We start from the raw sequence: 21513 nt of genomic DNA, 5'->3' as shown, positions 1-21513 counted from the left end.
GCTTCTCTTCGTAACTGTTCTGTCATTCCGTATTTTGACACTTTCCGTCTAAAAATCTGTTGCACCTATGCTTGGCATACTAGTGCACATATCCAAAAAGCCTTGGCGCATAATTTTTTCGGACTACCGACATTTTTTATACGAAAGTACAGATATTCTCAATTGTGGAGTGAAACGCATGACTAAGAGAGTAATTGTCACAGGGGGAAGCGGCCTGGCAGGCAAATGGGTCATTGAAGAACTGGTTCATCATGGCTACGAAGTACTCAACCTCGACCGCGTACCGATGGAGAAAGCTACCGTAAGGACGCTAATCGCGGATTTGACTGATGCGGGCCAAGTGTTCAACGCGCTGGCGTCTAGCACGACCGCACACGAGTTCGATGACGACCTAGAACCGAAAACGATCGATGCCATCGTACATTTCGCCGCCATTCCCCGTGTCTTCCTCACTACTGATAACGAGGTTTTTCGCATTAATGTGATAGCGACTTACAACGTGCTGGATGCGGCGTCGAAGCTTGGTATCAAGAAGGTGATCATCGCCTCTAGCGAAACGACATACGGCGTAGTCTTTGCACATCGGCACCGCGATCCAGAATACTTTCCGCTCGACGAACAATATCCCGTCGACCCAACGGACAGTTATGCCATGTCGAAGGTCATCAATGAGATCACCGCGAAAGCATTCCATACGCGCAACGGATCGGATATTTATTGCTTTCGCATCGGCAACGTTATCGATCCTATTGACTACGAAAAATTTCCTGCTTATTTCAAGGATCCAGGGCTCCGTAAGCGTATTGCTTGGAGCTATATCGATGGAAGAGATTTGGCGATCGCCTGCCGTCTGGGAATCGAAAAAGATGGGCTGGGATGGGAAGTGATGAATGTGGCTGCCGACGACGTTTCCTCAGACTTACCCACCGCTGTCAACTCCCACTAAAAAGATCGTCGTTCCGCTTCCGTACGGCATGTTCATGACAAAGTCCGCGGATACAACCAACCAGTAAATAAAGTCCGTAGAGACCACAGAGGGTCTGCAAACTTAGTATCCCTATCGCTAATAAACTCAAATTCATATCGTTCTTTCTTAAAAGATTCTGCACGCTAAAAGAATAGCTTAGGCGAAATCTAGTCCGAGTCTAGATCTATTTTTTTAGAGGTCACCCAATTAACGTTGAATTTCATTTACGCGTCTTAATTTAGGCTGATTTGGCTCATGCTCTATATCGGGGTACTGCGCTCTCCTACAGTCCTTCTTATTGATTTCTTTCTCAGTTCATCTGCTGATATCTGCTTTTTCAATGGGATATTCAATCTTCATCTAAGCAACCAATCCTCCCACAGTTGTTCAATTTTCTGCAATTTGACAAGACGCTTTTGTGTGGGACTCTGAGCGTATTGAGCGATCGGTTTCAACGGGCGATCTTTGAAATCAATGACCTCAATGTGATGGGCAGTCTCGGTCATTCCCATCGACCTGCAGTTACTCTGAGCTACCAGATCGCGTCTTTTTCTTCTGAAAGTGGATTATGAAATTTTTCTTAAAAATAGCATTGGTTCTTGGTGTCTTTTTCAATTGCCTCACCGGATGTCAGGCACCCGAGTCTGAATCGGGGACTGCCTTTGTCGGGCATTGGCAAGATCGAGAGAAGTCGGGTAACAAGCTCGAGATTGTTAAAAATGATGCGCATTTTATCGTGAGACAAACCACCACCTACTGTTTCGATCATTGCACCCGTAATTATCCGGCGGTGATGAAAGACGGCACCTTAGAAATACGGAATGGATTGTCGTTATTTTTGACGATCGATAAACAGACCGGCTTTTTGATCTACGACGGACGTGACTATCAGCGCGTTCGATGAACACACTTAGTCCCCTTCCCTATTCAATTCTTGTCGTTCGCTTATTCAAAAAGGAAATACAAAATGAACCATCTCTATGGAATAGTGCTGTACGCCGTTGTGATCTGCGTTATTGGATATGTGTGGTACCAAGGATCGGTTGCGGGACTTCATCGGGACTGGCTATCGCGTCCGACCTTGGAAGAGTATTGGAAGCAGCATCCTGAATGTAAGACACGCTCTGGGACGCAGTGTTATCACTGCCATTCGCGCGCTATCCGGCAATACGGCTGGAGTAATCGCTCAGATTATCGCCGGTACTTTCAGTGCAACCAATGTAACCGCACGCTCTACCGCAGCTAGGTGAGGAATTCCTGATTCTATTCAACGAGCTTTAATTAAGGAGAAGACATATGCTGATCTTAGTGACACGTTTTGTGCTGTTTGGCTGTAAATTATTTTGTGCGATTTTTATTGGAGCTTGGCAGGCATCAGTAGCCGCTCATGCGCAAGTGCAAGAGCCTGGATGGCGAGGACTTTGGCGATTTACGCTTCGTGCCTATTTTTCACCTTTAGGGGGTGCGATTGAGGAGGTGAAGCAGCAATGGCGGCGAGGACTCTGAGATCTTGTTGTCTGTAATTGAAAATTAACTTATGGAGGTACACAATGCGTATCGTGAATGGTTGGGTCGAGTTTGAAGAGCAGGAACAAGCGTGCTGGGAAACTTTGCTAGAGCGCAAACTCGGTGCAATAACGCCGACTTTACTACGGGAATTAGGAGAAAGTCGTGTCAGGGAGCTCACCGATGAGGGTTATCTCATGTGGGCCAAAATGGCGGCGCAACAGGTGAGTGATATTCCTAACTCTGTTCTACAATAGCTCTTTGGAGTCGTATTTGACGTCCTCGTTTCCGGCGGGAATGTGGACGTTAATTATTTTTCTGTTTGCCTTTGATAGAACAATCTAAAAGCGACGGACTCACTACCAATACTTTTGGTATTAGCGTAAAAGTTTTTATCGTAAGGAACTTTTCCAACGCGTTGGAAAAGTGGTGATGAAATCTATTTCGCGTATAGTGGCACCATTGCTTAAAAATGTAGCAATGAATAATCGCTTTAAATTTATTAGGTGTAGACCGCACTTTTTCAACGTCAGGTCGACTTATCCACAGCGTTTCCCACTGATTTTGTGGAGAACTTTTCCCTGTAGTGATGTGCTAACTTTCTTGCCACCATCACCATGAGGAATAGACCGACCGTGATCAGCGGTAATTTGACTTGCATCCACGTTGCATTGCTATTGATGATGAAGACAACAAACGTGAATGCGAGGAGCAATGTCCATAATTGCGTGGTAATCCACAATACGTGTTTAAGCCTGTTCATGGTTTTGCTCCAGATCTTTGAGTCGTTTGTAGAGATAGCTGCGTGAGCAGCCCAGTTGCTCAGCTGCTTTCATCTTATTGCCCTCAGAAGTTTGCAAAGCCGCGAGAACCTGCTCATTTGTCAGGTCTTTTGAGGTTTTGGTTTTCATTGTCGCGTGACTGCCAATGTATGCATTGGCTTTGCTGGCTATGGAGTGTCCGGCATGTTCGGTAATAATTTGGCGGGCGGCTGCAAGGATATCTTGGGCTGGTTTTTCGCCACCACGCACTGCACTGTCCAACCCCGTTAAATTTTTATACAGATTGTTGAGATATTGTGCGCGCAAGCCGTGTGCTGTTATACCCAAGCCCTCTTTGGTAATGCCATGTTTTCCTAGTACATAGTAATAATGACTTTTCCATCTTTTGAGCGAGTACTCCGCTGGAATTGTCGTTTTAGATTTATTGTTAATATAGTTTTTGGCTATCTCGATAATGGCCAGTTGGGATTCGTCATCGATTTTAAACTTACGTGGTCGTCCCCCCTTGGTTCCATCTTCGACCTGGAGGTAGGTCTCACCGAATAGACGCATGACGGTGTCATAGGGTCGCATGAGCATACTTTCTTCTGCGCGCACGCCAAAGGTAATTTGCAACATGAGTTGAATACCGATGTGTTTATTCTCCATGGCGATCCGGCCAATTAATGCATTAACGTCGATGCCGTGCGACTCCCATGACTTGTCTTCTATGACAATCCCGGTCCTTTTCGGTAATTCGGCTAATGATGGATAGCTATCTGGATCTTTGACGATGTTGGCTTTTTTTAACCAACTCGCCAAGGTCGCCAAGTAAGTGAGCTTATTTTCAATCGTGCCGCGTGTTTGTTTTTTTGCGACCCAGTGGTCTACTAAAAATTGAATATGTTTTTCTTTGAGATTATCCAAACTTTTAATTTCAAACTTACCAATGGTGTACATCTCTTCTATCGCGGCGGTAATGCAAAGGCAACGCAAACGCTGTGTTTTGATACCCAGAGCCGCTTTGCTAATACGTGTCTTGCTATGTGCTATGTGAATATTTTTCGAGAATAGTTTGCTCAGTTCATTTTTAATCGCCTGCGGCAATTTGGACCTCTCAACGTCATGCGTATGCTCATAAGTAACGGCCATCATTTTCCCCTGTATGGAGTGGTTAAGTAAATCTTTGCAACTTAACGCCTTGCAGGGCGGCCTCCGGCAGGTCCAGGACTCTTTAGCGATAAACTTGGCTCTCTAATACTGGCTGGCACCCGTACTAGAAACGACTCACGTCGTCATTCAACCTGCTTTGCAATTCATCAAACCAATTTCATTTACCCAAAACTTCATTACTGCCACGTCACTTTTTCTCGGAAGCTCCAGAGGAGACATTCATCTATAAGCGCTGCGCGTAACTCTATTTATGGGGTGAAAACAGCTTGGTTGCACCAATTCTGCAAATCCAATGATCCTTCTGCTTTTTGGAGAAAGGTAGCAACACCTTGTTATTGAATGGCACAAACAGTCTTAAGGCTGACCGCCCTTACTGAATGTGGGATACCTCATAAACCTTCATAAAAACGCACTCGATTGTGGTCTTTTTCCGGTTTATGTCACCCTGAGACGGGTAATTAGGCATCCTAAGTTTTTATGGTCTTTGTAGTCGGGATTGTGCCTTTAGAGTCGGCTTCATACCCTGCAAGACTCTAAAACAACCGTCTAAGCCAATGTTTATCACTGTTCTGTCGTCCTCAGTCTTTAGTCTTCTAAGTTGCTGTTTTTATTAAAAAAATTCACGTCGTAAAATTGAGGTGAATACAGTCAACTGAGAAACTAAAACCGGAACAACTTTTTGCGGGCGTTGCGCCCTATGTCGATGCTAGTTTCCTAGCGTTGATTCAAATTCTGTGCTGCTGCTGATGATGATAGATAGCACTGTGGGAAGTTAATTAACTATATGCATAGCCATTTCTCACGTCTTTTACGACTTCTACTTTTCTGAAATCAAAGTCATCACACTAGAAACTCGGACGTAATATTTTTTGCATTGATGTTTGACAATCAAACATCCGCTTTGAATTGAGAACCACGACTTAATCACGGCTTAACCACTTGTTTGAAGAAGCAACCTCCCCCTTGAACTCAGAATCACGGCTTATTCACGGCATATTCACGGCTTAATCACTGGTTTGAAGAAGCAAGTTCCACTTGAACTCATAACCACGGCTTAATCACGGCGTAACCACGGCTTATTCACGGCTTAATCACTGGTTTGAAGAAGCAATTTCCCCTTGGACTCAGAACCACGACTTAATCACGACTTAACCGCTGGTTCTTCTAAATCAAGTCAAATTTAGGTAGTGAAACACGGAATAACAGGACGGTAGTCCGTGATTCAATACACATACAAACATTTCAAGCCAATAACCCGGAGCAAATTAAGGGTTCCAATGGCTTTGCGTAAACGAATCAATTAATTCGTTTTTTAAATAATGATTACTATCAAAGGAAACCTCAATGAATTTTCAAGCTGCAGCAATCGACGTTGGCTTTGGACAAACGAAGTGGGCAGTGCGCTTAGATGAAGAAATCATTACCGGTTCCTTCCCTTCGCTGGCTCCAATATCCAACAACAATACAGTAACAACTAACCTTGCCAACTTTGTACAGCGCAATACGATTAAAGTAACCGTGGACGGTGATACATTTGAAATTGGCCCCGATGTCCGCCTAGCAATGGGAAGTTCGAATAGCGGCCGAGCATTATCAGAAGACTTTCCCAAAACGAAAAATTATAAAGCTCTCTTACTTGGCGCTTTGTTTTACGCAGGTATTGATCGCGTGGACATATTGACGCTGGGACTTCCGGTTCACACCATGGGACTGTATGCCAATCATCTCAAAGACATCTTGGGCAAGGAAGTCGAAGTCAATGGCCGGCCTATATCAATTGGAAGAGTTGTTGTCATTCCTCAACCTGTCGGATCGCTGGCCATGTTTGGATCGATCAACGGAAGTGCCATCAATGATGGTCACACAAGGCTAGTCATTGATCCGGGCTATGTCACGACAGATTGGGTAGTTTCCTCCGGTTACAATATGATAGACGCACGGAGTGGCGGACGGGTGGGCGGTGTGTCACATGTCTTAAAGCAAATAGCAGAATTGATTAGTGACAAATATCAGGGTGGAAAACTGGATCGAATTGAGCGGATTGACGAAGCATTTGTCACAAGAAAATCATTCAACTATTTTAAGCATGTGATAAGCCAGACGGAACTGGGCGAGTACCTATCCCGATCAACACAAATTATTGAAGAAACGGTTAAAGAAATAAAAACCCGGGTCGGCGACGTGGAGGATCTACAAAGTATTTTGATTACCGGTGGCGGAGCTAAGTTTTACGAACCCATCGTCCGATCAACGTTTCCCATGAATGATATTCAGGTATTAGACAATCCCGCGTTTACCAATGCTATCGGCTTTTTACTGGTGGGAGAGAGTATGAAACGAAGAGCGGAAAAAAATGGCTAATTTGAGATTACAAATGACGGTACTTGAGGAGGAGCATCCATTGCTATTTGCTTATCTTCATTCTACCGAAAACAAACACTTGAGAACAAGAATGCTAAAAACCGCTGCGGAGCAGTTTTTAACATCATTGAATTCTGAGGAAACTGTTACCGGCATTTTGGACAAGACCAAAGTGCACAGCCATTTGGAGACTAAAAGTATTCCAAATCATATGGAAAAATCACAATTAGTCCAACAAAAAGATACGAATAAAACTACAGATGTCTCCCCTCCCCGTCTTAAAATTGGTATCAACGCATCTGACAATTTAGATACCACTAGCATGGAAAAATGGGGTTAATGCCCGATGATGAAAAATGAACTTCAAAGCATCTGTATTTTAATTGGCGGTGTAGTTTGCGGTATCGGAATTACTACACATTAGCATTTTTGATCAATTCCTATTTTTTTACTTTTTTGATCGTTGGTTTATTTCCCTATATTTATCTGCTTGAAAAATCCAGGACGAAAAAAACCCTCTTGATTAAAAGAGGGTTTTTAGATGGGTAGTTTAATTATTACGATTTTTTTCAAGCAGCATTTCTTCTATCAATTCGAATGGATTATCACTGTTTCTTTGAATACCACGAGATACCAAACGATCAATAAAGTTACCTAACTGCTGAGTTGCTTCCAACTATACATATGCCCAGTCAGCACATTCTTTTTTGGCAAACGAATTTCAACTTTGAATCCCATTTCCATAAAGTACCTGCCCACTATGTATGTACGCTGAATATCTTCTTTTTACTACTTTCCCTAATAGCCATCAAATCCGAACTGTCCCATATTCACTCCGTCCTCACAGCATCTGGTTTGTACAAGGTAATTGCGCCGGAGAAATCAATGGCAACCGATCTACTCAGTAAAATGAGTCAACACGATCCAATCGAGAAGTGGTGTAGTATTTGTTGCTGTATGCGATAGTTGTAGCTCAAGTTCTTTGCTCTTTAATACAAAAAACCGTAGAAATTTTCAGCATAATTTTCATTGTAAGATCTGCAAGAAGAGACGGTTCGTGCCCGCTTAAATAAACAAAATTAAGTTCAAAATTCAAACACCAAATTTGCAGCTTTAGTGTGGTGACATCATGGAAAAGGGCCTAGGCAAGATCAGATCGAGTATTAAAAAAGCACGTGTTAAACGTGCTTTTTTTCTGTTTGAGTGGATTTGACAAATATTTTTCTTGGATAGGATGAAGTCGTGATCGTTACAAAATAGCGACCAATACAACGACTAGACGATACGAAGAATATTTTTTAATAAGGACACTGATATGAAAACCTCAAAAATTACGGTAATAAAGATGGCGAAACTGAGTTCCATGGCGGTAGCTCTGATATTAACTGCATGTGGAGGGGGTGAAGGCAGTTTATCTACAACGACAACTACACCACCTTTGGCAACAACATGCGCAAATGGTGGTACTAATTTCCCAACTTGTACTGCACCGACAACTGCGGCTCAGTTGCAGTTAACCGTATCTGCACCACCGTTAGCAGCAGGCTCGCAAGAATTAGCTGCGTTTAATTATTTAAATCAATTTAGACATTCGTTGGGCTTGGGATTGTTAGCGTATTCTGCACCATTGACACTGGCTAGTAAAAATCATGCGAATTATTTAGTACTAAATCAGACCTTTACGCATACAGAAGATCCAAGTAAACCTGGATTTACGGGCGTGACTGATACTGACAGGGCGAACTTTGCTGGCTATGCGACCAATTATTTTGTGAGTGCAGGTGGTTCAGTTGCAAACACGATGCCGGGTGCAATACAAGCATTGATCAATACAGTCTACCACCGTGGTACGTTGATTCGCCAGAGCTGGACGGATCAAGGAATGACTGGATATTGTTACGGAGTGTGCGATGGTTCAAATTCAGCACTTTATTTAAATGTTGCACAGAAAACGGTGAATGGCCAGACTAACGCTTCGGATTTTGTGATGATGTACCCAATGGATAAGCAAAGTAACGTCAATTTAACAACGGCGGGCGATAACATCAATCCATTCCCTGATATCACTGGCGGTGTTGTTTATGGCAAAGTTGGATATCCTGTTTCCTTTGCTGTTGAAGCGAATCAAATGTTAGTACTAAAGGATTTTACGATGACTGAGGCGGGAACCTCAGCGCCGCTGAATGCGTATGTTTATACAGCATCTAATGATCCGAATAACCTCATTCCTAGCAACGAAGCATGGCTGACTGCCAAATCTCAGTTGAAGCCGTCCACGACATACAACATGGCGCTTCATGGATCGATTAACGGCAATGAGTTTGGATGTGCAAACGATAAAATTATCTTTGGCAAAGCACTCGGATGTTTCTGGAGTTTTACGACAGCACCAGGATTAATCCCCAGTTTTTAACTAGATCCAACGAATAAAAAGTCGAGCATTTGCTCGGTTTTTTATTTTGCGAAAGAGAGATACCAACTACACATATTGATCCTAGAAAAGTGAAATTGTGCTTAGGGAGCTAGGTCTTCATTTACTGCATAACTTTTCCAACGCGTTGGAAAAGTTCAAAAAGCGCTCAAGAAGTGTTTTGGTATCAAAAGTATGCTTCTATATGATCTACTACTCGGTATGTATTGAAATACTGTTTTCACGAACGAACAGTCATAACGTGCTGTGACGAGTCGTTCGGATTTTGAGGTGGCGGGCTCTTCGCGGGGTGATTCCCGCACAATAAGCAGAAATAATCTTTTAGCTTTGTTCATGCAGAAGTAAAGAGAGGACGTTCATACAAAAATTGTCTGTCCACCTTTGAGATGATTTCTTTGGAGAGACAGTCTCAGGTAATCAATCTTTTTTTATTCAATAATTTGTTAGTGATCAGATATTTTTCTGTTGATTTACGTTTTCGTAATCCAAGTAATTCACCAGTTAGCTCGATAGACCCGTCAGGAGACTCTAGTTCTCTTACTGCAAACGAATTTCTGAGTGTACGCGGGCCTTTACGTTTTACTTCGATCCCAGCCTTTTTGTAAGTCGCTTTTGTCAAAAGATAGATTGTCGATTTATCTAATTTTTTTCCATCGAGGTTGGCAGGAAATAAAAGTTTCCCTGGTATTTTCTTTGCATTGCGTTCCTCAACCCATGCCATCACATCTGCAACAGCGAACGGCCTTAGTTGTGTTTGGTGATTCCGACTTGTACCGTTCACTGACCAAGGTGTTATTTCAACTGGAATAGAGCCGGTAGAGTCTCTAGCACCTACTCGATCAGTGTTGAGCCCAACCAACTCCGATACCTTTAATCCCGCTCCCAGTAACATGGCCAGTATCGCCCTATCTCGCCGACGTTTCCATTCCGGCCCATCGTCAACGGTCAGGTCGTAAGGTGCGACTTCCGGTAAGTGTTCCATATACAAATGCTGTTGGTCATCTGTGAGTATCACTTTAGGTAGGTCCCGCCCCTGTGCTTTGGTTTGGTAAATATCAAAGGCTGCATGCTTAGCTGGATTGGGAGTGATGCCGACATGTGCAAATACTCGTTCTAATAAGCGTAAATATCGCACACGTATTGAACTATTAAAGGCTTTGCGCGACGTATTCTTACCTGGCTTCGGTATCTCTAAAAAATCTTTAATGTGGTCATGGTTCACACTGTGCAAGATAACGCCCTGCGAATCAATGAAATCCATAAATCGGTGGAACATGTGAATGTAAATTTCAGCAGAACTATCCAATATTGGACGGAGTTTTTTATTTTCATTCTCGTTTGTTTTAGCGATTTGTCGACGCCCCAACAGCAAGTAATCTTCCGTTTTCACAAAAGCGGAAAAAGCTTCTCTCGGACTGTGTTTCCAGCCATTTTCATCATCAAATAAAGATTTATTCATTTTATTCAATTAACGGTCATATTTAAAATTAAAAGTAAATAAAAACAACATCTTGGCTACAAGTCCAAAGAAGCTCGGCTGCACACCTTCGAAAATTAAGTGAAATAACCATTGCGGCATTGCAATTCCATAATAGTATGCCAATTCCGTGACCGTTAATTGAATTATAAAATGTATTGGATTCCAGGACATGGTCAGTACCCGTCAGTTGTTATAAAAAATCGAGAGCATTGGTCTTTTTTTTAAACCCAATAATTTATTGGAACTTACGACATCCGAAGCTATCTTTACATTTAGTACGATTGACGTACCTACATTCAATAACAACCAAGGCATAAATCCTGCCAACACCGCTGGTGTTCCCCGACCAAGATCATCGATAAGCCAAATGGTCGGACTCTTTGCGTTGACGAGATGATAAATCTGACCTAGGGGAAGAAATTTTGCATGAGTACCATCGGCAGATGGAAATCCTAAACCTTTAGCATCAGTGAGATCAGAAACTGCAGGGATACTGATAATCACATTGTGATTAAGAGCGCTACCAACAAGCTTCACAACAAATGTTTTTCCTATGCCTAGTCCACCAACAACTAAACTAGACCGCTTGTGCAAAACAGCACGACGAAGGGAAATTCTCTCGTCAGAAGGATTCATTTTAGATTCCATGGAAAAAAAGGAATCTAAATCCTTTAGGATTAGATCCCGGGGGTGAATAAAATTTCAGTTGAGACCTGAATTGAGCCTTTGCGGCTAACAAACGATGTCAGTTTCCTGACTTAGATAATGTATTTTCACATCCTTCCGATCCAATATTCTCTATATGCACCGTATTTTTAGAGTTCTTTCCAATATTTGAGGTGAGTAAAAAGCATAGGGCTTCGTAAAATTGATGGTTGATGAGTGCATTATTGAATATGAATTAGGTATTTATCGCCCTCACCCTATTTAAAATTCTCACCTCAAAAAATATTTCCCTTCTTTTTCCTAATTGCCTATGTAATTTTCTCCCCTTACTTAGATTTTATGATTCTATCGACAAGTTTTTTCAATAAGGTATGGATTTTTCTCACCATTCGTAAACGGCGGATCAACTTAGAAAGTCAGGTCGGATTGGAAGAAATTATTTTGAGATTTAGGAGCACTTCTTAAAGTAATTTATTAAGATGCTATGGATTTCTCTCACCTCACTAAATTTTCAACATGTTTTTTCAGATATACCTATGGAATTTTCTCACCTCAAAATTAACTGGAACAATAACTCTCTGTTAAATGTTAATGAGAAAGGAATACCGATTTAATCGCGATTGGCATATCACTATTTTTTTTTATTATATTTCTATAAGCCTATGGTTTTTTCTCACCTTAAATGAATGGACTTAAAGTAAATTCTTAAACACCTATTGAATTTCCTCACCTTAAATGGTTTTTGTACATTATTTATAATTTACCTATTGAATTTCCTCACCTCAAAATCAGGTTAAAAATTAAATGTCCCTTTTGATCATTAAACAGTAGGATTTCTATGTTATCCACAGGTCCTATTGAAATTTCTCACCTTTACTTTTACCCCTATGCTATCAACAACCCTTAGCTATTGTTTTTGCTCACCGTAACTATGCTATTCACAACCCTCCCCTATGTAATTTTCTCCTCGATCTATTTAAATTACTCACCAATGTCTCTTAAGAATCAATGCCAGCTTAGGTTTAGCGTGCTTAGATGTTTGTTAACGTTTTTAAATGTTTACTAAATTATTGTAAACAACCAGCAAGTTCGGATAAAAGCTCATAGAAACTGTACTGTTCATCACTAGTTCAAAAACCACCGTTTTTATCTATCTAATTTCGTGAGTAACAATACAAAATGCCTGTCGCACAAGGTCATTAAAAAGCTTAGGGAGTGCAAACAAGATCATTGAGATAAACAAAGACAATACTGTCGGAAATTTCCTAGGCTATTTAAATCTCTCACCTTAAATAACATTCAGGTATCACGTGACGCTTAAAAGATTAAAACTTAAAAATTATCTTACGAAAGGATTTGCTATTCGGGGGTGATGGCCATGACTTCAAAACTCCTCTAGATGTGCATAGACAGAGCTTCTAAGCACTTTTATCTTGTCTTGATACATCAACCGTCCAAGTATTTAATAGCCCTAGCCATCCTCTGGTCAATTCTGATCCACTAGAACCGAAAGCAAATAGCGAATAACTGGGAAAAGAATTCCACACCAGGTAAATCTTGCTGGTTCAGTCAAGGACGAAAGATTTTTTCAAAGAAATCAAAACTCAATTTCTAAATATGGATGGCACAAGAAAATATATAAGGGCTTTTTCTGACAATGTCGTCACAAAAACCCTATTTAAATCTCTCACCACAACCAAGATTTTGCTATAAGAAAGTCATAGGTATACATTGCATGAAATTTTTAAAGGTGCGAAAATTGACAAAACCACTCACCTCAAAAAAATATGACGTCCAAACGTAAATTAACTGGCGACACACAAACGCTTGCGTTGTTTGAGAACCCTTTAGCTGAGATTTATAAAAAGCCAGTCCAAGTCTCGCAAATGTTTGTTCATAATGGTGTCATGACAGGGCAGCAGCTAAAAGCTTGGAACGGTTTATTGAAAAATGCGACTGAACAGAACGATATTCATATAAATTCAGGTGGTGATTCGTCTAGATCACCCTTAAAGGTTTTTAATATTCCACGAGTCAAGCTTATGGAATTGATGGGCTATAACAATACGAACAGAAAGCCCTTCAAAGACGCGCTAAAGGAAATGCAAAGACTGACGGCCGAATGGGACGTGTTGAAAAAAGATGGCCAGAATTTGTGGGCATCTTGTGTTCTTTTGCCCTTTGTTGCTATTGATAATGAATTTGTCAGTTATTCGTTTTATGAGCCAATACAGCCAATGTTGTTTAAGAGCACCCTATACTCCCATCTTAATTACGACATACAAAAAAAATTAAAATCCGACGCTGCGATCAAACTTTATGATTGGGTCAGCCGTTACAGAACAAATCCGAGTCAACTGACTAGCAAGGAAGATTGGGTTTTTTGGCGCATGGTCGTTCATGGCGAAGTTAAGGCAGATAGTTACTTGAATGAATACAAACTGTTTAAAAGAGATAAGTTACTCCCCGGGATTAAAGAAATTAATGAAATTTCTGACCTTCTAGTTGAATTATTGGAAGACAGAGAAGGTAGTAAGCGTGTCAAAAAACTGCAATTTAGAGTTAAGGAAAAACCTAAGTTTCCCGTTCAAAATGCATTACCAGTTAGTGAAGGAGCAGCATTTGATCTTAAAGGTGAACTAACAAAATTAGGTATCAGTAATCATTACTTTAATAAGCTAAAAAATTCGTTTGATGAAAATATTATAGTTGCAAACATTGATTACCTAAAGGCTAGGCTCTCAGAGACTTCCAAGGACACTATTAAAAATAAAGGTGCTTATCTAATTGCAGCATGCGAATCGAACTATGCAGGTAATTTGAATAAAGCGGCAAGCGTCCCCCCTAAACAGAGCGCAGAATCAAACGTTAAGTCGATCTTAAGCCACATTAACAAAAAACGTAACGATGATGCGCTACGGATGTTCGAGGAAATGAGTATCCAGGAACAAGACAGCTTGGTAGCTAAATATAATTCGCAAGATATTATTGAAGACGCACGGATCCCTATGGAGCAGACCAAGAGGCTAAATCGCCACTTAATACCGTTCTACGCTTGGCTTGCATTGGATACGTGGGGCCAACCTACGCCAGAAGAAATAATTGAGTTCACATTGCAGCGCACGCTTTAAATAAAAGTTTGAGCCGGCTCAAACTTTTTCATTAAAATCATATTTCTATATTTATCAAATCGAAACTACTGACTTTGTTTGTCGAAATATTTATCTCACCTACTCTCCCTTATTGAAGACAAAGACTGCTATAAGCTACATTGCCTCATCATCATATATGGTGTGTTATACGGATACTTTCAATGAGCTACAGCATACCAATCAGCGCTTTCAGTCTGTTGATTGCCATTCGTGTATAAAAGTCTTTGATAGGAAGTCTTTACCCGATTCCAACAATTCTAACAAATGCCGCATCGCCATCATTAGATTGTGAGAATTTTTGTCTTCCCTTGGCTTGAATATATGGATAGCTTCAATTTGCAAAGATTATTTGAATGAGCTTCAATGGTTACATTTACATTCCACCTTAGGTAGAACTTTTGAGAGGTGATATTGAATACGGAAATATAAGAAATCTGACCTTTCCTGATCAAGCTCGAACAATACCCTCGTCAACCATACTCCAGTAAAAGACTTTGTTGTTATCTCCGCTGTGAAGATGACGAAAATGATGTACTACGGCTTATTTGTGTGAAGCCCGTAATCTCTAATCGGAATTGAGAAGATATCTTAATGATCGAAATAATAAAGGTCATTAATAACGACCGGCCATGTCCAGGCAATGTCCAAATTGCATACTAATGCCTTAAACAGCGCCTAGAATAATGACCTCGTGTAACAGTAAAAGTACTGCGAATATAACGGGTATTTTTAGATTCAACTCAAGCTCGATCGTAAGCGGATAAAGAATTGCTATGATTTAACTAAACTTGAACCGGCTCAAACTACCTGTAGGGCGTAATTCTGGCCGATCAGCATGAAAACATCTACGGAGAAAATAAACACATTTGTTTTGGGGCAGGGTGGAGTAGGGGCTACTTGAACCGGCTCAAGTATTCATAAATGTTGGATGTTTGATCTTATTCGGTTATGGATTCTTTAAGCGCTTATTTTGTATCAGTTTGAGTCATATATGAGTTCAACTTACCTTGGGCTAGTTCAAGTAATTTGAAACATTAAGTATATATTTACGTTAATTAGTATTTGACATTACTTTATTTAATTTTATAAACTATAATATAAATACTTATCTAATTTATTGGGGGTTCGCATGATAGTAGTCGTTGGTGCCGAAAAAGGTGGAGTAGGTAAGACATTATTAGCAACAAACATAGCCGCTTGCGCAGTTTCAGATGGCTTTGACGTTTGCCTAATGGATACTGACCCACAAGGATCATCTTCAGCATGGGGAAGGATTAGAAGAGCGGATCCGAGTCTAAAACAATTTCCTATCATTGCAATTCCAGAGAATCCAACGAACGAAATCACATCAATGGCAGATAAGTACGATCTGATCGTGATTGACATCGGTGCACAAAATTATTTGACGATGTTAAACACGGCAGCTATCGCAGATTTAATTCTTGTTCCTTGTGGGTCTGATCAGTATGAAGGTGAATCTACAATGAGGGTGATGGAAATGCTTAAGGCAATGGACTACAAGCATAAAAAGAAAAAAGTTCCTGCCTTTATCGTTTTAAATCGTCTTTCGACAAATAGCAAATCAAAAGAACCAGAAGCGACGCGTGCTTTTTTCGAAGAAGACGGATATCCAGTATTTGAGTCAGAACTAAAAGATAGATCTTCTTGGAAAAATTCGAGGAGGGCAGGGATGGCAATGCATGAGATGACGGGTAAGTACGGCGATAAAAAGGCTACATTAGAAATTAAAAATTTGTACTCGGAAATAAAACGATTTGGAGAGAGCTTATGAAACCTTTTTCAAAGCCAACACGCGAGGAAATGAATAATTTGACGAAGGTTGTAGAGTCTCTGAATACCATTCCTTCAAAACTTGAACCGGCTCAAACCGTTGATAAGTATGTTTATCAAGTTGGTCAGTCCTACGATGTTCCTATTAACGAAATCAAGGTAAACCCTTTTAATGCAAGACGATTTGTCTCAGAATCTGGCTTAGATGAATTGGCAATTTCTATTGCCATCCGTCAAGACACTGCTGCGTTAGGGTATTTAGATGAGTCTAAAAAGGTTAATCTAATCGATGGGCATAGACGACTCAAAGCGAGCTTACTTTCAAATAAAGCAACGCTGCGTGTCGAGATTAGAAACCCACCAGAATCGGATAAAGAACTTTATCTACAATCGAGACGGGCGAATAAGGAACGTGAAGATCAAACACCATTGGACGATGCATCAGCTTGGAAATTATTGTTAGAGAAGGGTGTTTTTTCTAGCCAGAGGGAAATTTCAGAATCATTGAACATGGATGAAACTGTTTTTTCGAGAACATTAAGTTTGAGTGAATTGCCACTGGCCATTACACGAATATTAACTGATCGACCGAAACTTCATAACTTGCGAATGCTCGATGCTATCAGGAAGTTCTGTTCTGCTGCTGATGATGAGAAAACTGAACAATTGATCCTAGAGATCGATAGGAATGATCTAAGTTCTAGGGATGTCGACCTTCGCAGGGTCGCTTTGAGCAAAGGGAAGGGGACAAGAGTCAGGTCAGTTTCGATTCCTATGAAATACGACCATGGTGCCTCTACATTGAAAAAATTTGAGGATAAGGGCAAATTCGTTTTGGAGGTTACTGAAATCAAAGACAAAATTAAATTTGAGGCACTTACCTCGAAAATTAATGAGTTAGTCAAGGAAACACTCTCGAACAACTTATAGTCTTTTCCGCAATGATTAGGACTAAATCACTTAGTAATGTCCTGCTCTAACACCATAAAATAGAGCAGGGCATCCCAATTCATATATTTCGTTTTCTCGTTGAAACAGCCTTACCAAATTCTTCCATCACCTTTACTCGACGCTCCATTTCAGGAGTAATGTATATGCCGGTTGTGGCAATGGACTGATGTCCGAAATTCAACTTAACGATTTCAATTGGAACACCGCTTGCAATAGCATGTGTAGCGGATGTATGCCTGAGCCAGTGTGTACTAGCCATCGTCAGGTGTTTTGCACCTTCAGGTGATATTTTTGCAAATTCTTTTGCAACGCTTTTGAAAAATCTAACAAGTGATCGATAAATTTGACTCTTGGCCATTACCCCATTTGTTTTGCGCTTATCATCGATTGCGTTGAGTTTGTTGAGATGTGGTGAAGAGTCCATCAGGAAGTCAATTAATGGAACCTCTTCAGGCACCGCGTCAAGACCACCATATCCCCGATGAGCGAAGTACTGAATCAATTGATTCATGCAGACAGAAGGGAAGGGGACAGCACGCGGTCGCTTGCCTTTCCCAACTACATTTAGAATCCAACCTGACGAGTCATCTGTACTGCCTATCCGATATTCCAAATCCCCTTTGGAGGCGTTAGCCATCTCTGATAAGCGAATACCAGTCATATAGCCCAACACCAAAATAAACTTAAGTCTTTCCTTTGAGCTACTTGGTTCCATATGTTCGAGATACTGCAAAATAAAAGCCCACTGAGTTTGGGTAAGACTGTGATGCACTGCAATCTCAGGCTGTTGAGCCATTCGGGGTTTAATTCCGTCCCATGGATTCGAATCTAAATAATGTCGTTTAGTAAGCCAGGCACACATACTGGAACAAATAATTACCGCTAGACGTTGTGAGCTCAGCTTGAGGACACCATTGCGACTTGTGTGCTCAATTTGCCATTGTTTCCGCAACAAAGGTGGTATTTCTTTGGGCGGTTTTGGTGATTTCAATTCTTCAAACGGGCGCCAGTTCAAAGACCATCTTTCAGTGTTACGTTTGCCAAGCCAGCTTGATTCTGGAATTCTATATACCGTATTCCATGTCTCTGGATACATGCGTCCAAGATCCCAGAGGAAGTCGCGATAAGCAATACAGTCCTTTGTATCTAAGGAGGAAAGAGGTTTTCCAAGCTCAAGGATGGACCATAGTAAGAACCGTTCAACCTGGTTGCGATACGATAAATACGTATTGGAGTCTTTTTCAAAGGTACTTAGCCAAACCTGTATAGCCTCAAAATCATTCTCTGCGCCAGATTTATTTCTCTCGCCGCGGTTATGTCCGGTTGATCCATCGAGATCTTGCCTTGGCTTGAAATACTCGATGGGAACGATACCAAATATTTTTGGACGTTCCTTCTTCAACTCGACAATATTAAGCTCGCTTCGCTTAGTAAGGGAATAGCGCGAGAAAGAACAGGTGAGGGCGGCCTCATTGAGCGTAAGCCATTTGACGATAGATCGAGCTGTAATTTCGCCTAACCCTGGAACTGCGGAATACCAACGATAGCCATTGATATTAATGGCTTCGACAAGTTCTTCAAGAGTGTTAACGCCGGCTCGTATCAGTTTTTTGGCAACGTTTGCTTTTAACCAAGACGCCACGTTATCCATCCTATTTGGGTCGGTAACCGCCATATCGTGAAGCCAAAGCAAAGCATCTGACTGGCGTTGCCGAAGTCGGATGTTCCTTTGAGCCTTTGAATTTGTATCGGTATCTGAGTAGGCTTCTTGAAATAATTCGATTAAATCTGACTCCGAATACATTTCATAAGGATCTCTTTCTTCTCGAAATTGTTCTAACGTCGGTATTTTGGCCGCGACGGTGACTAGCTGCTCGGGATTAATCATAATGACGCGAGCCATTGATGATTTACCAAACCGTTTTGCCACCAATTTCAATTCTGCTCGAATCCAGTCGAGGGTCGATCGTGCAACTCGCAGATCGATACTGTGATCATCTTCTGAAAAATTTTCTAAGTATTGCTTCGCAATTTTTCCAAGATCAAGACCTTCTAAGTAGCCTTTCAAAAAAGCCAAGTGATGTCGTCCGACGCGTTCGAGTACAAGAGTTGCTTCTAGTCCTGGTTCTGTTTTTTTCTTGATTGGACGTGCCATACAGATTTTTCTCTCGTTAAGTCTTTGTTTTATTTGTTAATTATAATAACGACAACATTAAAAAAGTATACCGAAAAACACCCCTCGGACAACACTAGTCTGTATGTTACCTTAGTTAGTACATTAAAATAATGAGGTTAATTATAGTAGTAATTAACCTCACTTCTATAATTAGATTCTTTTACATTTCAAATAGCTGAAGCAAGCACTCGGAACTAAAGATTTCAATTTTTCGGTACTAAAGATTCCAAATCATATAGTCTGCATTTTATTGGAATTTTTAGTACTGCAGACTTTTTTGAATAGGTATCCTGTTATTAAACTGCGCCTAACTAGCTAGGTCAGATTTTCTATTTTTTCGAGCTTGTTTAGTAGCGGCTGTTTTTTCAGTGTTACGTATTTCAGATAATTGCTTCAGCCGACCTTCGGATTCCGATTTCACTAAAATCAAGGATGCCTGGAGTTCCTCCATTCGTATGCGCAAGGCGTCTAGTTCCTTGTGACTAGAATCTCTACTTTGAGTGATTGCCTCAAGATTTCCTTGCAGGCTTCCAATCTGTTGCCGATATTCGCCCATGCTTAACTGCAAGCGACGCAACTCGTCCTGGTGTCTATTATTTAACTCTGATGTTGACAGCCTTGCTTGTTCGATTTCTTTTTGCAATTTAGCTGACTGGACGCGCTCTCGGTCAATTTCCAATAAAGCACGCGATTCTGATGTCCGGAACCGTTCCTCAGCCAATTGCAATGCATGACGCTGTTAAACAGCACAGAGAATTTTCTACTTCAATTGAAATTCAGCGTCCAGGAAATTTTCGCCGATCCAATGGCCGCAACGGCTTCTGTGAATCTCTCTGGAAACGCCCCGCACTGACAACTGGAAAATTTACGACGCTGTTTGACATTCTTGCCGACCGGACGATAAAGATTTTTCCGTGCACCTTTGAATTTGATGTAGGTTTCGTCCATTCGACAGCTGCCCCAAACCGAGCGCTTGTATTGGTGGAATACTTTTGACAGGATCAGTAAAAATTTGATCGCCCATTGATTGAAAAATGATTAGCACGCACACTGCGCTCCCCGAACAATTCTTCCAGATTGCGATAGCTTTACACATATGCAGCGTAACAGCAGATTCAAATCAAAATTACATCTATTGGAAATCGCATCCCCTTCTATACGAGAACGTCGGCTCAATCAATTTTTTACCAAATCAATCTATCTGAATGTTGCGCATATCTCGTCCGTTGGGACAAAACCGTCCACTTACAAGAGTAAAATAATTTGGTGCATACGTCGAAAAATAAGATGCGGGAACTTAACAGGCTCGATTTAATCGATCGCAGATTCTTGTTGACTGACCGCCATGTTCATCGCTTCTAAAGTTATTTTTTGTTTGATCGGTTGTATGTTGGATAGTGCACAGAGTCTTAAGAAGAATTTTTATAAGCTAATTGGTGTCAATATTTGACTATCCGATCGCTGAAATTTCAACCTACTTTAGAGGTTCAAAAATGAATAAATATTCCCTAGCATTTATAGTGACAATGTGTTCTGCAAATGCAGCTATGGCACAAGAGATCATGATGAAAGATGGCAAGATGATGAGTATGACAGACGGTCAATCTATGCCGATGGATAAAGATATGACTATGTCTAACGGCAATAAAGTAATGATGGATGGATCTGTCATGATGAAAAACGGGAAGAAGTTAAAAATGCAAAACGGTATGATGATGGATGCTAATGGAAACCTTATGATACGTGACGGTAATATGATGAAAGACGGGAAAATGATGATGACGAAGAACGGTCAGGTCATGCCAATGGATAAAGACATGACTATGTCCAACGGTAATATGGTCATGATGGATGGTTCGGTCAAGATGAAAAACGGCAAAAAGATGCAAATGAAAAATGGGATGATGATGGACGAAAATGGGATGGTAATGGATGAGAACGGCAAAATGATGAAGTAGTTTTATTATCTAGGGGTTGCCGCAAAAAGGGGTGTAAGAACTGGTTCTAATGGAATGGACGCGCTCTTTCAAACGGCATCGATGTGCCAAAATGGGAGCGGCAACACCCCCTAAATGAAATGAGCGTCCAAAATGATCAT

Annotated in this window: 19 protein-coding genes; 13 read left to right on the top strand and 6 right to left on the bottom strand. The window is 41.0% G+C overall.

Going from position 1 to position 21513, the window contains the following annotated elements; all coding sequences use genetic code 11:
* Positions 1–178 precede the first annotated feature (178 nt).
* The 5 genes from QN395_RS18195 (at position 179) to QN395_RS18175 (ending at position 2730) form a co-directional block, all read left to right on the top strand.
* Positions 179–946, top strand: coding sequence for an NAD(P)-dependent oxidoreductase (locus QN395_RS18195; RefSeq protein ID WP_322121811.1), 768 nt, complete (start codon positions 179–181; stop codon positions 944–946).
* Positions 947–1535: 589 nt separating this feature from the next.
* The gene (locus QN395_RS18190) at positions 1536–1871 is read left to right on the top strand and encodes a hypothetical protein (protein WP_323492596.1); all 336 of its coding nucleotides are present in this window, start codon (positions 1536–1538) and stop codon (positions 1869–1871) included.
* Between the two features lie 63 nt (positions 1872–1934).
* Complete coding sequence (locus QN395_RS18185; RefSeq protein WP_323492595.1) at positions 1935–2213, top strand: hypothetical protein; 279 nt, start codon at positions 1935–1937, stop codon at positions 2211–2213.
* A gap of 50 nt (positions 2214–2263) precedes the next feature.
* Complete coding sequence (locus QN395_RS18180; protein ID WP_322121813.1) at positions 2264–2473, top strand: hypothetical protein; 210 nt, start codon at positions 2264–2266, stop codon at positions 2471–2473.
* Positions 2474–2517: 44 nt separating this feature from the next.
* Positions 2518–2730, top strand: coding sequence for a hypothetical protein (locus QN395_RS18175; RefSeq protein ID WP_322121814.1), 213 nt, complete (start codon positions 2518–2520; stop codon positions 2728–2730).
* Positions 2731–3002: 272 nt separating this feature from the next.
* On the opposite strand, the gene QN395_RS18170 is transcribed toward QN395_RS18175, so the two are convergent.
* Positions 3003–3236 carry a hypothetical protein gene (locus QN395_RS18170; protein ID WP_322121815.1) on the bottom strand — a complete coding sequence of 78 codons (234 nt, stop codon included), beginning with the start codon at positions 3234–3236 and terminating at the stop codon, positions 3003–3005.
* Positions 3223–4389, bottom strand: coding sequence for a helix-turn-helix domain-containing protein (locus QN395_RS18165; protein WP_323492594.1), 1167 nt, complete (start codon positions 4387–4389; stop codon positions 3223–3225). Before QN395_RS18165 ends, QN395_RS18170 begins: the two co-directional genes overlap by 14 nt.
* 1362 nt (positions 4390–5751) lie before the next feature.
* On the opposite strand from QN395_RS18165, the gene QN395_RS18160 reads away from it, so the two are divergent.
* From QN395_RS18160 to QN395_RS18150, 3 genes are all read left to right on the top strand, one after another.
* A complete protein-coding gene (locus QN395_RS18160) occupies positions 5752–6768 on the top strand; it encodes a PRTRC system protein D (protein ID WP_322121817.1) in 1017 nt (338 codons plus the stop codon).
* A complete protein-coding gene (locus QN395_RS18155; protein WP_322121818.1) occupies positions 6761–7108 on the top strand; it encodes a hypothetical protein in 348 nt (115 codons plus the stop codon). Before QN395_RS18160 ends, QN395_RS18155 begins: the two co-directional genes overlap by 8 nt.
* Positions 7109–8083: 975 nt before the next feature.
* Positions 8084–9181, top strand: a complete 1098-nt coding sequence (locus QN395_RS18150) for a CAP domain-containing protein (protein ID WP_322121819.1) — start codon at positions 8084–8086, stop codon at positions 9179–9181.
* A 427-nt stretch (positions 9182–9608) separates the two neighbouring features.
* On the opposite strand, the gene QN395_RS18145 is transcribed toward QN395_RS18150, so the two are convergent.
* Both QN395_RS18145 and QN395_RS18140 read right to left on the bottom strand, forming a co-directional pair.
* Positions 9609–10658, bottom strand: a complete 1050-nt coding sequence (locus tag QN395_RS18145) for a tyrosine-type recombinase/integrase (protein WP_322121820.1) — start codon at positions 10656–10658, stop codon at positions 9609–9611.
* Between the two features lie 204 nt (positions 10659–10862).
* Entirely contained in the window at positions 10863–11315 is a 453-nt protein-coding gene (locus QN395_RS18140) for a hypothetical protein (RefSeq protein ID WP_322121821.1), read from the bottom strand.
* 1817 nt (positions 11316–13132) lie between these two features.
* On the opposite strand from QN395_RS18140, the gene QN395_RS18135 reads away from it, so the two are divergent.
* From QN395_RS18135 to QN395_RS18125, 3 genes are all read left to right on the top strand, one after another.
* Complete coding sequence (locus tag QN395_RS18135; RefSeq protein WP_323492593.1) at positions 13133–14476, top strand: replication initiation protein; 1344 nt, start codon at positions 13133–13135, stop codon at positions 14474–14476.
* Between the two features lie 1150 nt (positions 14477–15626).
* Positions 15627–16289, top strand: a complete 663-nt coding sequence (locus QN395_RS18130; RefSeq protein WP_322121823.1) for an AAA family ATPase — start codon at positions 15627–15629, stop codon at positions 16287–16289.
* Entirely contained in the window at positions 16286–17218 is a 933-nt protein-coding gene (locus tag QN395_RS18125) for a ParB/RepB/Spo0J family partition protein (RefSeq protein ID WP_323492592.1), read from the top strand. Before QN395_RS18130 ends, QN395_RS18125 begins: the two co-directional genes overlap by 4 nt.
* 79 nt (positions 17219–17297) lie before the next feature.
* Here the strand turns inward: QN395_RS18125 and QN395_RS18120 are convergent, their stop codons facing one another.
* Both QN395_RS18120 and QN395_RS18115 read right to left on the bottom strand, forming a co-directional pair.
* Positions 17298–19394 (bottom strand): phage integrase family protein, encoded by a 2097-nt coding sequence (locus QN395_RS18120; RefSeq protein WP_323492591.1) that lies wholly within the window; start codon positions 19392–19394, stop codon positions 17298–17300.
* A gap of 328 nt (positions 19395–19722) precedes the next feature.
* Positions 19723–20058, bottom strand: a complete 336-nt coding sequence (locus QN395_RS18115; protein WP_323492590.1) for a hypothetical protein — start codon at positions 20056–20058, stop codon at positions 19723–19725.
* 53 nt (positions 20059–20111) lie between these two features.
* Between QN395_RS18115 and QN395_RS18110 the strand changes: the two genes are divergently transcribed.
* On the top strand, positions 20112–20411 hold the full coding sequence (locus QN395_RS18110) for a hypothetical protein (RefSeq protein ID WP_323492589.1): 300 nt from the start codon (positions 20112–20114) through the stop codon (positions 20409–20411).
* A 497-nt stretch (positions 20412–20908) separates the two neighbouring features.
* Complete coding sequence (locus QN395_RS18105) at positions 20909–21373, top strand: DUF6799 domain-containing protein (protein WP_323492588.1); 465 nt, start codon at positions 20909–20911, stop codon at positions 21371–21373.
* Positions 21374–21513: the final 140 nt, after the last annotated feature.

The organism is Undibacterium sp. RTI2.2, assembly GCF_035018705.1.
Classification (GTDB): Bacteria; Pseudomonadota; Gammaproteobacteria; order Burkholderiales; family Burkholderiaceae_D; genus Undibacterium.
Note: the sequence above shows the minus strand (reverse complement) of the source record. Positions and strands in the feature narration are given on the sequence as shown.

Coding starts and splice junctions, on each gene's coding strand:
- QN395_RS18195 (WP_322121811.1), top strand. CDS start 179: ATGACTAAGAGAGTAATTGTCACAGGGGGAAGCGGCCTGGCAGGCAAA.
- QN395_RS18190 (WP_323492596.1), top strand. CDS start 1,536: ATGAAATTTTTCTTAAAAATAGCATTGGTTCTTGGTGTCTTTTTCAAT.
- QN395_RS18185 (WP_323492595.1), top strand. CDS start 1,935: ATGAACCATCTCTATGGAATAGTGCTGTACGCCGTTGTGATCTGCGTT.
- QN395_RS18180 (WP_322121813.1), top strand. CDS start 2,264: ATGCTGATCTTAGTGACACGTTTTGTGCTGTTTGGCTGTAAATTATTT.
- QN395_RS18175 (WP_322121814.1), top strand. CDS start 2,518: ATGCGTATCGTGAATGGTTGGGTCGAGTTTGAAGAGCAGGAACAAGCG.
- QN395_RS18170 (WP_322121815.1), bottom strand. CDS start 3,236: ATGAACAGGCTTAAACACGTATTGTGGATTACCACGCAATTATGGACA.
- QN395_RS18165 (WP_323492594.1), bottom strand. CDS start 4,389: ATGATGGCCGTTACTTATGAGCATACGCATGACGTTGAGAGGTCCAAA.
- QN395_RS18160 (WP_322121817.1), top strand. CDS start 5,752: ATGAATTTTCAAGCTGCAGCAATCGACGTTGGCTTTGGACAAACGAAG.
- QN395_RS18155 (WP_322121818.1), top strand. CDS start 6,761: ATGGCTAATTTGAGATTACAAATGACGGTACTTGAGGAGGAGCATCCA.
- QN395_RS18150 (WP_322121819.1), top strand. CDS start 8,084: ATGAAAACCTCAAAAATTACGGTAATAAAGATGGCGAAACTGAGTTCC.
- QN395_RS18145 (WP_322121820.1), bottom strand. CDS start 10,658: ATGAATAAATCTTTATTTGATGATGAAAATGGCTGGAAACACAGTCCG.
- QN395_RS18140 (WP_322121821.1), bottom strand. CDS start 11,315: ATGAATCCTTCTGACGAGAGAATTTCCCTTCGTCGTGCTGTTTTGCAC.
- QN395_RS18135 (WP_323492593.1), top strand. CDS start 13,133: ATGACGTCCAAACGTAAATTAACTGGCGACACACAAACGCTTGCGTTG.
- QN395_RS18130 (WP_322121823.1), top strand. CDS start 15,627: ATGATAGTAGTCGTTGGTGCCGAAAAAGGTGGAGTAGGTAAGACATTA.
- QN395_RS18125 (WP_323492592.1), top strand. CDS start 16,286: ATGAAACCTTTTTCAAAGCCAACACGCGAGGAAATGAATAATTTGACG.
- QN395_RS18120 (WP_323492591.1), bottom strand. CDS start 19,394: ATGGCACGTCCAATCAAGAAAAAAACAGAACCAGGACTAGAAGCAACT.
- QN395_RS18110 (WP_323492589.1), top strand. CDS start 20,112: ATGTCCGGAACCGTTCCTCAGCCAATTGCAATGCATGACGCTGTTAAA.
- QN395_RS18105 (WP_323492588.1), top strand. CDS start 20,909: ATGAATAAATATTCCCTAGCATTTATAGTGACAATGTGTTCTGCAAAT.